The organism is Pseudomonas sp. UBA1879 (genome assembly GCF_002338065.1).
Lineage (GTDB): Bacteria > Pseudomonadota > Gammaproteobacteria > Pseudomonadales > Pseudomonadaceae > Aquipseudomonas.
In genome coordinates, this window is the sequence record NZ_DDHJ01000005.1 from 71,360 (window position 1) to 83,437 (window position 12,078).

11 protein-coding genes and 1 pseudogene are annotated in these 12,078 nt (G+C 59.2%); 5 read left to right on the plus strand and 7 right to left on the minus strand.

Going from position 1 to position 12,078, the window contains the following annotated elements; all coding sequences use genetic code 11:
- Positions 1–39: 39 nt before the first annotated feature.
- The 4 genes and pseudogenes from B3N48_RS08030 to B3N48_RS08045 form a co-directional block, all read right to left on the minus strand.
- Positions 40–884 (minus strand): annotated as a pseudogene (locus B3N48_RS08030) (alpha/beta fold hydrolase).
- Between the two features lie 224 nt (positions 885–1,108).
- Positions 1,109–1,771, minus strand: coding sequence for a hypothetical protein (locus B3N48_RS08035; protein ID WP_296181837.1), 663 nt, complete (start codon positions 1,769–1,771; stop codon positions 1,109–1,111).
- A gap of 30 nt (positions 1,772–1,801) precedes the next feature.
- Positions 1,802–2,386, minus strand: coding sequence for a chorismate mutase (locus B3N48_RS08040; protein ID WP_296181980.1), 585 nt, complete (start codon positions 2,384–2,386; stop codon positions 1,802–1,804).
- 111 nt (positions 2,387–2,497) lie between these two features.
- A complete protein-coding gene (locus tag B3N48_RS08045; RefSeq protein WP_296181840.1) occupies positions 2,498–2,941 on the minus strand; it encodes a chorismate mutase in 444 nt (147 codons plus the stop codon).
- 414 nt (positions 2,942–3,355) lie between these two features.
- Between B3N48_RS08045 and B3N48_RS08050 the strand changes: the two genes are divergently transcribed.
- Positions 3,356–4,207, plus strand: coding sequence for a LysR family transcriptional regulator (locus tag B3N48_RS08050; protein ID WP_296181843.1), 852 nt, complete (start codon positions 3,356–3,358; stop codon positions 4,205–4,207).
- Positions 4,208–4,250: 43 nt separating this feature from the next.
- Here B3N48_RS08050 and B3N48_RS08055 read toward each other — a convergent pair whose 3' ends face one another.
- Positions 4,251–5,690: an MFS transporter gene (locus B3N48_RS08055; protein ID WP_296181844.1), complete on the minus strand. Its 1,440-nt coding sequence runs from the start codon at positions 5,688–5,690 to the stop codon at positions 4,251–4,253.
- A 44-nt stretch (positions 5,691–5,734) separates the two neighbouring features.
- Positions 5,735–6,280, minus strand: a complete 546-nt coding sequence (locus B3N48_RS08060) for a TetR/AcrR family transcriptional regulator (protein ID WP_296181846.1) — start codon at positions 6,278–6,280, stop codon at positions 5,735–5,737.
- A 260-nt stretch (positions 6,281–6,540) separates the two neighbouring features.
- On the opposite strand from B3N48_RS08060, the gene B3N48_RS08065 reads away from it, so the two are divergent.
- Together B3N48_RS08065 and B3N48_RS08070 are read left to right on the plus strand one after the other, a co-directional pair.
- Positions 6,541–7,299 (plus strand): SDR family NAD(P)-dependent oxidoreductase, encoded by a 759-nt coding sequence (locus B3N48_RS08065; protein WP_296181850.1) that lies wholly within the window; start codon positions 6,541–6,543, stop codon positions 7,297–7,299.
- 58 nt (positions 7,300–7,357) lie between these two features.
- Positions 7,358–7,852, plus strand: a complete 495-nt coding sequence (locus tag B3N48_RS08070; RefSeq protein ID WP_296181853.1) for a nuclear transport factor 2 family protein — start codon at positions 7,358–7,360, stop codon at positions 7,850–7,852.
- A 156-nt stretch (positions 7,853–8,008) separates the two neighbouring features.
- Here B3N48_RS08070 and B3N48_RS08075 read toward each other — a convergent pair whose 3' ends face one another.
- Positions 8,009–8,746 carry a TetR/AcrR family transcriptional regulator gene (locus tag B3N48_RS08075; protein WP_296181857.1) on the minus strand — a complete coding sequence of 246 codons (738 nt, stop codon included), beginning with the start codon at positions 8,744–8,746 and terminating at the stop codon, positions 8,009–8,011.
- A gap of 318 nt (positions 8,747–9,064) precedes the next feature.
- Here B3N48_RS08075 and B3N48_RS08080 point away from each other — a divergent pair, with 318 nt between their 5' ends.
- Together B3N48_RS08080 and B3N48_RS08085 are read left to right on the plus strand one after the other, a co-directional pair.
- The gene (locus B3N48_RS08080) at positions 9,065–10,315 is read left to right on the plus strand and encodes an alpha/beta hydrolase (RefSeq protein WP_296181859.1); all 1,251 of its coding nucleotides are present in this window, start codon (positions 9,065–9,067) and stop codon (positions 10,313–10,315) included.
- A gap of 29 nt (positions 10,316–10,344) precedes the next feature.
- Entirely contained in the window at positions 10,345–12,066 is a 1,722-nt protein-coding gene (locus tag B3N48_RS08085) for an AMP-binding protein (RefSeq protein WP_296181862.1), read from the plus strand.
- Positions 12,067–12,078 lie beyond the last annotated feature (12 nt).

Consider the following 12,078-nt stretch of genomic DNA (forward strand, 5'->3'; position numbering starts at 1 on the left):
GGGCAGGGCATTATCCGAAGCGGCCCACCCTCCTCAGACTCACTGGCTGTCATCCAGGAAATGCACTACGGCCGCGTTAAAGAAAGCGGGGTCCTGAATGAACGCGAAATGACTGCATTGGGCAGGATCAGCAGGCCGGCTTTAGGGATGGTGGCCGCCACGTACTCCAAGTGATCGCGCTTGATGGCTTCGTCATGGTCTCCGTCCACTATCAGAATTGGCGAAGTGATTTTCTTCAGATCGTTATCGCCCCAGTTCGGTTGGCTGGCCCACATGTGGCTGATCTGCTCGACGAACGCATCGAAATCCTTGGGCGTAGGAGAGAGGCGGGCGTATTCCTTTCCAGTGCGCTCAATAAATGCCGCGAAGGTCGGATTTTCCTCGACATGCTCCTTGACCCCGGTTGTCGAAGTATTGGGTGCAAAGGCAAACACCTTGCCGGTACGAAGCGGGTAACGCATCGCAAGGTCTAAACCGATGATCGCGCCATCACTCCAGCCAACGATATCAGCGCGCGGGATCTTCAACGTGTCCAGCACGCCCACCACATCGTCGGCCATGAGGTCGTAGCCAAAGGGTTGAGCATCGCGCGAGCTGCGGCCGTGCCCTCGACTGTCCACCGTTATGACCGTGTGTTTGCCCGAGAGCGCTTTAACCTGATTGCCCCAATAATCAGAGTTTGAAAGGCCGCCGTGCAGCAGAACCACTGGGGAGCCGTGGCCGCTGATGGCGTAATAGATCTTCACGCCATTAACAGAGGCGTATCCGCTTTTTACACCGGATACAGGAGCAGGCGTCTGGGGCAAGGTTTCCCATCGCTCGGCAGCATCCGTGATCGCCGACACCGACAAGCAAAGCGCTGCAAAAATCAACTGACGAATCATTGTGAGTCCTTGGGATTTCTGATGAATGCGGGGTGCCCGACTTTATTCAGGGGCGTTTTTATATACGTTCGACCCATGGCAGACGTTCAAGAAGCTGGCGTTGGCTAGCTATATCGGCCTGCACTTGGCCTCTGACGACAAACGCTTCTTTCATCGCAGGATTGCTATCGATGGCTCATGAGCGCGGTAAGTGTTTGGCACCCTCAAACCCTGCGGATAAAGGCTCACCGCGCATCGAAATGGACCGGGTCGTCTTTGAAAATGTCTTCGTAGAGTCTCGCGACGGCAGGCGTGAAGTTCTGTTTTGAAGGCACCAGAAACGCCTCTGCGGGTGCGAGCTGTTTGACATAAATGACTTCGTAGATACGAAGCAGGGTGCCCGGCTCGGTTTCTTCGAGATCAAAGCCCGGCATGATGCCTACTGCTGTGTAGCCCGCCCGCTCCAGGGCTTGTTGCATGTAGGGGGTTCTGGTCGTGGCCATGCCGTAGATCAAGCCTGCCCCCATGTGGCGGCCCATCTTTTCGCCAAGCTCTTGGGCGGCTACTGCCAGATTGGACTGTCGATGGGGGCGGGCCACTGCGCCGACTCGCCCGAAAATGACGTCCGGGCCGTCGATCTTTTCCCAAGTGGCGATAGCAACGATTTCATCGCTGTGGCGAACGACCATGGCAAGGATTGCCGTGGTGCGGCGGTCAGTACCTACGACTTTTTCTTCGTAAAACGCCGGGTCCATGAGCGAACTGCCCATGCCCACGGAGATGGAGGGAAACCATGTTTTGAAGAAAGTTATTGCGATGTCGATCTCGTCCTGCCTTAACAGATCCCAGCTGTAGTCGGCGGGGAGCGGGGTGAACATGCGTATTTCATCAATCGTCGGCCAATTCATTGACTTCACCTTGTCGAGGGGCTGGGGGCTTTAATGGGTTACAGCGGCTGTAGCGGGAGGTTGAGCGACGCATAACTCTCCGGTAGCTCGAATCAACGCCATTTCGTGCAGTCTGTCCTTGGCGAGTTTTGGCAGTGCCTGGTTCAGCCAAAGTGGGCAGGCCGGATCAGTCCTTGAGCGGCTGAACGTTGCGTATTGCTGCAGCAGTCCGGTCTGAAGTGCATCCAGGCGAGGACGTATCTGATTCCCCAAGTCGGGACGCGGCGTCGGCGGCGCCTTTCCATCCGAGTGCCAGGCCGAGAGCAAACCGTATTGAACGAGTTTGTTCGCTTCAATCTGGGCAGCCATCAATTGCGCCGCCTCGTCTCCCGCGATGGCGTAACTCGCGGCCTGCCGTTGTGCATTGGCGATCACGGTCGACTCTCGGTCACTGTCCTGAACAGGTTGTGCGCTGTCCCATTTGGTGAGCGCTACGAGGTCGGCGATTTCGAGGCGCTCGTTGATCATGCTCAGAAGAGGCTTCAACGACTCAGGGGGCGGTGTGTGCGGATCGCTGGCTGGCGTTGCCATGGCGCTCATGCTGGCGACGGCCAGGGGAAAAAGCGCGGTTCTCATCACGAATTTCAACATGGGAAATCTCTCTGTTCCTCGCTGATCTGCAGAAAGGCGAATGATGGAAAGTTGGAAAGCGCCGAAGTCTTGCAAAAAAAACGTCGCGTCTCGCCGTCAGTTGCGGGGGAAACCCTCAGCCGGACTGTGGCTCGCTGCTTCCTCGACGGCCGCTATTTGACGGTGGCGTTGCACCACCTCACTGATCACAAACTCCATCAGTTTTTCAACGAAGCCAGGATCGAGATTGGCCTCTTCAGCCAAGCGTGTGAGCCGTTCGTATTGACGCTGCTCACGTTCCTTGTCCACCGCGGGCAACTGATATTTTGCCTTGAGCAGCCCGACCTGATCGGTGCAACGAAAGCGCTCTGCCAGCATATGGATCAGCGCGGCGTCAATGTTGTCGATCGTCTGTCGGAATGTCGAAAGTTGGGTGCCGATGTCACGTGTGTCCACGGGATGTCCTCTTTGAAACTGTGCGTTTTGAAATCCCTGTAGGGTCTCCACATAGTCCTTTTTCAGGAGCTCGATTCGGCGTAACCGAACGTCGAGAATCGTCATTCATCCGCAGGCTGCTCTTCTCGCGGTCGTTGGAAGTGAGCTGAAGAGCGAGCCCGCCCCATAGCGATATCCAACCTACTAGAAGGTAGCCTTCAAGGCAACAGGTTACGTTCTACCCTAAGGTTCTTTGGTTTAGATGGCCACAGTCTCAGAGCTGGGTGGAAGAAACCGTTTTTAAGATAAGTTGGCGTAATACCTACTGGAAGGTAGGGTTTCGTCAGCAGCGTTTTGCTACCCGCGTCCCCCCACCCATGCTGAGCATCGACGTTCGAGCGAGGCAACCGAAGCAGGATCTGCAGCAAGACTGAATGCCCCTGCGCTAGGCCGGCAGACCTGCGATACCGCTGCGCATGGGATTGCTACAAGCACGTCAATGCTGCAACCTCGTCATACAGTTTTGTACGGGGTAGGGTGATGGACTGGAGTGATATGCGGGTCTTTCTGGCGATTGCTCGCAGCGGGTCATTGGGCGCCGCGGCGAAGCAGTTGGGCGTCAGCCACCCCACGGTCGGCCGCCGCTTGCAGTTGCTTGAACAGACGAGTGGCCAACCCCTGTTTTTACGGACTGCCCAAGGGCTGGTGCTCACCGACACCGGTGAGCGGATTCTCGGTCTGGCAGAGGAGATGGAGCAGAGTGCGTTGTCGATTGAACGTCGCTTGGCGGGTGACAGCGACCAGCCTGAAGGGCTGCTGCGGATCTCGTGTGCGGAGTGGTTCGCCGGTTACGTCCTGACGCCGGTTTTTCGTGAGATGGCGAGACGGTATCCGCTGATAGCGCCCGAGGTGATACCCGGCCATCGGTTGTTCGATCTGGCGCGACGTGACGCGGATATTGCCTTTCGCATCGTGCCGTTCACCGAACCCGATATCGTGCACCGCAAGCTGACCACCATGCGCTACGGTCTCTATTCGAGCGCTGGCAGTCCTGCGCCAAAGCCCGATGGCGAGGGCCTGGGGCTGATATTGATGAACATCGCTCAAGCTCACTACCCCGATGTGCACTGGCTGCAGCAGCGATATCCACTGGCCCGTACGGTCTTCACCAGTAGCAGCCGCACGGTACAGGCTCAGATGTGCGCGAGCGGCCTGGGTGTGGCGGTCTTGCCGCGACCCCTTGGCGATCGAACGCCGGGCCTTCAACTGCTTGACCCGGACGAGCCGCCACCCGGTCGTGACATCTGGATGGGCTATCACCAGGACATGCGGCAAATGGACAGGCTGCGCGCACTCGCCGATCTGGCAGCTACCATGATCGGCTCGGATTGATGATGCGCGGTCCCGGCGGGATCGCGCTCATCGTTGGAAGGATTCAAGGGGTAGCGGGCTGGCGCAGCAGACTGAAGCTCAGCCCCGCCCCCAAGGCCAGGAAGGCGGCGATACAAAGAACAGACACGCTGAAAGCGTGAGTGATCACGGCCTCATCCGTGCCGCTGTCGAGCAGGGTGTAGAAAACGCCGCCGATCACCGCCACGCTCAGCGATGTGCTGAGTTGCAATGCCGCACTGGTGATACCCGCGATCATGCCCGAGTAGGCTGGCGCGACCCTGCCAGTCACCATTCGCATCAGCGTCGGGAGTGCCAGACCCTGGCCGAATCCGATCACAAACAGGATGACAGCCAACAGCGAGGCGGACGGCGCAGCGTTAGTAGGCGTCGCCTTCACAAGCCAGGCCAGCGCCAGGAATCCGATGACCTCCAATGCCATTCCCACCGGATTGACGTAAACCCCAAAGAGCCGCTTGAACTGCCCAGTGGACAATGGACCCAACAGAAAGCCCGCGCCAAAAGGCAGGAAAATCAGACCCGCATGGAGCGGAGTCGCGTGCAGGGCGCCTTGCAGGTAAATCGAAAACAACAGGAAGAACACGCCGATCGCATAAAAGCACAGAGCGACCATCAGGGCTCGACCCAGGCCCGGCGCTTTCAGCGCGGCAGGATTGAGCAGAGGTGTACCACCGGCGCGATGCAAACGGATTTCGTATTGCCAAAACAGCCAGGCCAGCACCGGTACCGCAGCCAGCGACAGCCAGGCCCACAGTGGCCAGCCGGCTTCGCGGCCTTCGATCAGGGGAACGATCAGAGCACCCAGCGTCAGAATCGACAGGGCCGTGCCGCACAGGTCCAGCTTGCTCGCGTGCGCCGCGCGGGTCTCCTTGAATACCGGAATCCCGAACACCACGACCAATAGTGCAATGGGCAGATTCACCAGAAAGATCGCTCGCCATCCCAAGCCCATGACATTGAGGGCAATCAGAACCCCGCCCAGCGCCTGACCGATCACGGACGCCAGCCCGAACACGGCGCCGTAGATGCTCAACGCCAGTGGCTTTTCGGATTCGGGAAAGATTGCTTGCACCGAGGCGAGCGCCTGCGGCGCCATCACCGCAGCCGTTACGCCTTGCAGTGCACGCCCGGCGATCAGCATCCAGGGCGACGTGGCGAGCCCGCACAGCAGGGATGCCGCCGCGAACCCGACCAGCCCCAGAAAGAACATGCGCCCGCGACCATAAAGATCGCCCAGCCGTCCCCCGGTGATCAGCGTGACGGCGTAAAGCGTTGCATAAGAAGAGATCACCAGTTGTTCGGCGGAAGAACCGGTGCCCAGATCACCTTGAATCGAGGGCAAAGCGACGTTAACGATGAAGAAGTCCAATGGCGGCAGGAACGCGCCGACCAGCAGGATGACGAACATGAACCAGCGCTTTGGATCATGGGTGATGTCGGCGTTTTGAGTCATGGTAAGAGACATAAGAGGGGTTCCTTTAAGAAACCGTTCGGTTCCAGACGAGGTGATTAAATGTTTGATTGGCTATCAAGAAGGCGCATTGAGCGCCCGACCAGTGCGATCATGTCTGCCTCGCTTGCACCGGTTTTTCCAAGTACCCGCATGCCCTCGATCTGACAGACGAGGAAATGAGCCATTGCCTGTTCATCGCCTTCGCCGAATTCCCCCGCCGCCTGTCCACGAATGATCGCGCTGGCGTACAGCTGTTGAGTGCGGTGAAGCATGCGGGAGATTCGTTGCCCGACCTCGGGCTCTTGCGCGACCAGTTCATTGGCCACCGCCACCAACATGCAGCCTCTTCGTCCTTCTTCGCCGGAAGAGGAGCGGGCGTGGCGCAGCATGGATTCGCGGATCGCCTGCCTGGCGGTACCGGACTGAGAAAGGATGTCTGCCGTGACTTTCAAAGCTTGTGCGCAGTAGATATCGAGGGCTGCGAGGAGCAGCCCTTTCTTGTCGCCAAAGGCTTTGTACAAACTTCCCCGGGACAATCCAGTGCCCTGGATGAGGTCGGGCAACGACGCGCCTTCGTAGCCGCGATCCCAGAACACGTGCATGGCATTGCGGGCGGCATCCCCCAGTTCGAACTGTCGTGGACGCCCGGGTCCGGGTGCATGAGTCATCGATCAGAACTCCTGAGTGTCGGTTCAGACCGAGAACCGATCGGTTCCAATCTAAATGAATCTTTCGGCATTTACGCCTCACAAAAATGTACGCCCAGCGTTCATTTGTGGCAGTGCCGTTCGCGTCGAATGTTTCCCACAATGGCTCACAGTGGTTTCACTTGATCCATCCCGCCAACACTGAGGAGTCAGACATGCCAACTAAATTCACTGATCAAATTGCAGTCGTCACAGGCGCATCCACCGGCATCGGCTTTGCCATCGCACAGGGGCTGATCGAGCAAGGTGCGAAACGCGTTTACATCACCGGCCGTTCGGCAGGCACGCTGGAAGCTGCGGTGGCCAAACTGGGCGAGAAGGCAGTGGCGGTCATTTCCGACGTTTCTCGTCAGGCTGACCTTGATGAACTGAAGGCGGTGATCAAGGCGAACGGCGATCAGGTGGACGCGGTGTTTGCCAACGCGGGTATCTGCGAAAAAAACCCGGTAGGCGAGACCAGCGAAGCGGCCTACTACACGATGTTCGACATCAACGTGAAGGGTGTCTTTTTCACCGTTCAGACGCTGCTGCCGTTGATGAAGGACGGCTCCGCGATTGTATTGACCGCCTCGATCTGCTCGAGCAACGGGCTGGAAGGGTTGAGCCTGTACAACGCTTCCAAAGCCGCCGTGCGCTCTTTCGCCCGCACATGGGCCAACGAACTCAAAGGCCGCAAGATCCGCGCGAACGTGGTCAGCCCGGGCTTCACTCGCACGCCGATCCAGGATAACGGTCTGGGGATGAGCGAAAGCGAGATCGCCGACCTGCGCAAATACGTTGAGCAGATCACACCGCTTGGTTACATGGCCGAACCGGAAGAAATCGCCTCGTCCGCACTGTTCCTGGCGTCCGACGATGCGCGGTATGTCAACGGTGTCGAGTTGATGGTCGACGGCGGCCTGTCGCAAATCTGAAGATCCACCACGCCTCGAGCAGCCCTTGTTGAGGGTCTGCTTCCAACAGGACGACATCATGAACATTGAACAACTGATAGCTCGGCTGGACGCCCTGGAAAGCCGCGCGGCGATCGACGCCCTGATTGCCTCTTACGCTCACGCTTTCGATCGCATGGACCGGGTGCTGTTGCAACGCATTTGGCACGCCGATTCGACCCTCGATTTGCCCGGTTTCGGGAATGCCTCGAACCGCGATGAGATCTTGCTGATGGCTGAAAACAGCTGGCGGCAGATGCCTCACATGCACCACTGGATGACCAACCCGTTGATCCAGATCGACGGCGACAGCGCCGCCGGTTCCGTGGCCGCAGACTGCGTGTTCTACGACATCGAGAAAGGCCCGGTGCAAGTCAGTGGTCTTTACCACGACACGTTTGAACGACGGTCAGGGCTGTGGGCCTTCACGTCGAGGCATTTCGAGCTCCACTACCTGACTCCCTTGAAAGATTGGGTGCCCATTGCGGGCAACGAGCGCTTCGGGCAGCCCGATCCTGCTTCCGAGCAAGGTTGATCGGCCGTTCTTGTATCGATGGCCCGCCCCCTGAGTCCTGTTGATGAAGGGGGAGGCTCCGAAATCGCTCCGCATGTACCGCGTAAGCAAGCGATGCAGTGGAATCGTTTGAACGCAAGAGGGGCGAGGGGTTAAGTCGTCGAGGTCGACTGGTCTTCAGTCTTGGCTAATCCATTTCTCAAAACCATCCAGCAGAATCGCTACACCCGTTTCATAGGTGGTGGGGCTGTTGAGTGATGCAAAGGGCGCTGCCAGGAACGTCGCACCGGGGTAGCTATCGTTTGCGAATCGGGCGAGGTGTGCGCTGATGAAATCTCCATGAGTGGCGGGAGACTGCCGATTCTCTTTTTCGGCCGCCATGACGGTCACGAACAGCAGCAGCAAATGGTAAATCATCGCACCCATGGCGCCGTTGACACCCATGTTCATGAGAATACGGCCCATGTGGTCGAAGTACGCCAACCCGTAATCAGTCTCCCCGGGTTGGACCCGCTGAAACAGTCGAAACTTGTTCTCCGTCAAAATGTACGTTGCCAGCCCCGGCCAGCGCTCCATTGTCTCGAGCGACGAGAGCGCGAACTGCTCCAGATCATGCCGCCACTCGCCGGTGGGCGCGGGAAGACGATCGAAGCGTTCCTTGAAGGCCGCGTTGATCACGGTGCTGATCAGATCGTCGCGACTGCTCATATGGTAGTGCACCATTCCAGCGGCCACCCCGAGTTCCTTACCAATCCGGACCATGCTCACTTCGCCCAAGGATTCGCTGCGCGCGATCCGGATGGCGCACTCGATCATTGCCCCTCGCGACACATCCGGACCGCTCTTGGGACGACGGCCGACCTTCTTCGCCGGCGTGGCCGTGGAGTGAGCTGCAGCTTTGGTCTTCTCTGACATCCAGCATTCTTCCTAAGCAAAATTGATACGGCCTCAGATTATCACTTGCGTTCCGGTTTTCTAAAGCACAATCGCGCCCTGGCCGTCTGCATTACCCGTCCGTCGCCTCCACCAGCTACGCGCCCGGACGCAGAGCCTTGGCGTCCGGGTTTCGATGGCCTGTCTGCCTTAGGGCGGTCGACGCTTCGCAGAATTATTTTTCCTGTCGATAATTGACACCCTGTCAGATACCGTTCTATCTTCTGCTCAACGCTTAATTGAGCCTGTCTCAAAAAGGCGATTTCAACAACCTTTCGAGGTTTGGTAGGAGGGCCCACAGTGGCTGATTCCAATAACAAGAAAGTGGCCGTGACGGCGGGTTTGCGTGGCGCGTCCTGGCAGCCGGAGCGCATGACCGCACCGTTCAGTTCGACCCCCGTCCCCCTCACCACGCAAGATGGTCAAGGTGCACTGGGCGTGCTGTTCGCTCGAGGGGGAGAGCGCAACGTCCTGTTCATCATGCACCCTCGTGAATTGGTGGTGACCCATTACCTGGTACCGGAGGCACTGGACGCGGGCTGGGCGTGCTGGGTGCAAGGCGCGCGCTCGATCGGCAATGACCTGCGTCTGGAGCATGAATTCGCGCTGTATGACGTCGCTGCCGGCATGCGTTATCTGCGCGCAGCAGGTTTTCAAACCATCGTGCAACTCGGCAATTCCGGCGGCGCTGGCCTGTTCGCTTACTACAACCAGCAGTCGCTACGGGCGGCGGAAAAACGCGTCGTCAAAACCCCGGCCGGTCGCCCGACGAAATTCGACACCGCCGACTTCCCGGTGGCCGATGGCATCGCGCTGGTGTCGCCGCATCCCGGCCAGGGCATCCTCCTGATGAACGCGCTGGATCCCTCCGTCACGGATGAGCTCGATCCGTTTTCCACCGACCCGGCCCTGGACCCGTTCAGCGAAGCCAACGGTTTCCGTATGCCCCCTGATTCCGCCCGCTACAGTTCGGATTTCATTGAGCGTTACCGTGCCGCGCAACGCCAGCGTGTTGCCCGTATCGACGCCCATGCCCGTGATCTGGTGGAGCGTCGGCAAGCGGCACGTCTTCGCTTGAAAACCAGTGGCGCCAATGCCGACAGGGCAATGGCCGGGCACGGGGCGATTTTTCAGGTCTGGCGTACCGATGCTGACCTGCGCTGCTGGGACACTTCCCTCGATCCGTCCGACCGTTTCGTCGGTTCGTTGTGGGGCGCCGACCCCTTTGTGTCGAACCTGGGCAGCGTGGGCTTTGGCCGCACCGTCACCCCGGAATCGTGGCTGTCGACCTGGTCGGGACTGTCATCGAACGCATCCTTGAGCAACTGCGCAGATGCCATCGAGCAGCCCACGCTGCTGATCGAATACAGCGGCGACAACGCCGTGTTTCCCCAGGACGTGGACGCCATTTTCGAGGCGATACCGGCTTCGCGCAAAGAACGACACCGCGTGCGCGGCAACCATCACGGCCAGGCATTGGGGGCGGGTGAGACCTCCGGCCAGATCCTCGCTGGTCAGCATTTGAGACGTTGGCTTCAAGAAAACTTCTGATAAGACAAATAAGACAAAGGCGTTCGCTCATGACTATTACAAAATATGAAACCGCTGCTGCAAACGCTCCACGCTTGAACCGGGTCGCCAACCCGATCGCCGGTGTCGTCTACCCGCGCCAGACCGACCTTGACCGCTATGTTGCAGGTGGCGCACTGCGTCACGAAACCCTGGTCGACGGGCTCAAGGACGTGGTTCGACACCACCCGGATAACGTGGCCTTATTGGGTCCGAAGTTGCGCATCACCTACCGCGAGCTGGATGCCTTGTCCACCCGGCTGGCCGGTGCGTTCATTCAGCAGGGGCTCAAGCCGCTGGACCGCGTCATCTATCAACTGCGCGACAGCGAGCAATTGGTCATTTCGTTCTTCGCCTGCCTCAAGGCCGGGCTTATCCCGATCTGCACCATGGCCGCCCACCGCGAGCGTGAAATCGGCTACTTGGCCAACCACGGCGAAGCGAAGCTGCACATCGTGCAGGGGGATGAGGTCGAGAAGTTCGACAGCGTGGCCTTCGCACGCAAAATGCAGGAGGCGGCGCCCTCGCTGAAACTCATCATGCAAGTGCGTGGCGAGCCGCAGGAGGGGGTGCTGTTCCAGGATGCGCTGATCGCCGGCATTGACCTGGCTGAAGCTGAGGCGCTGGTCGCTCAAGTTCATCTGGACCCGTTCCAGGTAGCAGTCTTTCAACTGTCCGGTGGCACCACGGGCGTGCCGAAAATCATCCCTCGCTTCCACAACGAATACCTTTACAACATGCGCTCCGTGGCCAAGTGGCTGGGTTTCCGTCCGGACGACACGCTGTTCATGCCGCAACCGATGGTCCACAACCTCAACATGGGGTGCTGCTTCGGGCCGTTCCTGATGACCGGCGGGACGGTGACGATCACTCCGGACCTGCAACCGGAAACACTGATTTCGCTGATCGCCACTACCCAGCCGACCTGGCTGATGCTGGGCGGGCCGATTATCGCGCGCCTGGAGTCGGCCATTCAGGAAGGCCGCGTGGACCTGTCCAACGCCCGTGGCGTGATCGTGGCCAACAGCGCCGCCAAGCTGCAGAAGTTGCTGGGCGTGCGCACCCACAACATCTTTGGCATCACCGAAGGCGTGATCGCGCTCACTCACCGCGACGACCCGGTGGAAGCCCATGACACCACCAACGGCCGTCCCGTCTCCGAGTTCGACGAGATTCGCATCGTCGTGCCCGGCACCGAAGAGGATGTGCAACCCGGGGAAATCGGCGAACCGGTGTTCAAAGGCCCGTACACCATTCACGGCTACTACAACGCCGAAGAGCGTAACCGCGAAACGTTTACCCGCGACGGCTACTACCGCTCGGGCGACCTGATGTTCACCAAGCTCATCGACGGCAAGACCTACTACGTGTTCTGCGGTCGCCTGAAGGATCTGGTCAGCCGCGGCGGCGAAAAGATCAACTGCGAAGAAGTGGAAATGGCGGTGTCCGGGCACCCGGCTGTCGCAGCGGTGGCGGCGGTCGGTTATCCAGACCCAGTGTTCGACGAACGTCTGTGCGTGACCCTGGTGCTGCGAGACGGCTTCGCCGCGCCAAGCGTGGCCGAATTGGGTGAGTTTCTGCAGGACTACGGCCTGGCCAAATTCAAATGGCCGGAGCGCATCGAAGTGCTGGCCTCGTTTCCGCTGACCGCTTCCGGAAAACTCAGTAAAGAAGGCCTGCGCGACATCGTGAAAAACAACGTCGAACGCGAGCGTGCCCAGCTCGCCAGTTGAGTCTCGCCGTTC

What these genes read in the sequence shown, in the direction of transcription:
- B3N48_RS08060 (WP_296181846.1), bottom strand. Translation starts at nt 6,280, where the DNA reads ATGCACGTGTTCTGGGATCGCGGCTACGAAGGCGCGTCGTTGCCCGAC.
- B3N48_RS08065 (WP_296181850.1), top strand. Translation starts at nt 6,541, where the DNA reads ATGCCAACTAAATTCACTGATCAAATTGCAGTCGTCACAGGCGCATCC.
- B3N48_RS08045 (WP_296181840.1), bottom strand. Translation starts at nt 2,941, where the DNA reads ATGACGATTCTCGACGTTCGGTTACGCCGAATCGAGCTCCTGAAAAAG.
- B3N48_RS08070 (WP_296181853.1), top strand. Translation starts at nt 7,358, where the DNA reads ATGAACATTGAACAACTGATAGCTCGGCTGGACGCCCTGGAAAGCCGC.
- B3N48_RS08075 (WP_296181857.1), bottom strand. Translation starts at nt 8,746, where the DNA reads ATGTCAGAGAAGACCAAAGCTGCAGCTCACTCCACGGCCACGCCGGCG.
- B3N48_RS08035 (WP_296181837.1), bottom strand. Translation starts at nt 1,771, where the DNA reads ATGAATTGGCCGACGATTGATGAAATACGCATGTTCACCCCGCTCCCC.
- B3N48_RS08085 (WP_296181862.1), top strand. Translation starts at nt 10,345, where the DNA reads ATGACTATTACAAAATATGAAACCGCTGCTGCAAACGCTCCACGCTTG.
- B3N48_RS08055 (WP_296181844.1), bottom strand. Translation starts at nt 5,690, where the DNA reads ATGTCTCTTACCATGACTCAAAACGCCGACATCACCCATGATCCAAAG.
- B3N48_RS08050 (WP_296181843.1), top strand. Translation starts at nt 3,356, where the DNA reads ATGGACTGGAGTGATATGCGGGTCTTTCTGGCGATTGCTCGCAGCGGG.
- B3N48_RS08040 (WP_296181980.1), bottom strand. Translation starts at nt 2,386, where the DNA reads ATGAGAACCGCGCTTTTTCCCCTGGCCGTCGCCAGCATGAGCGCCATG.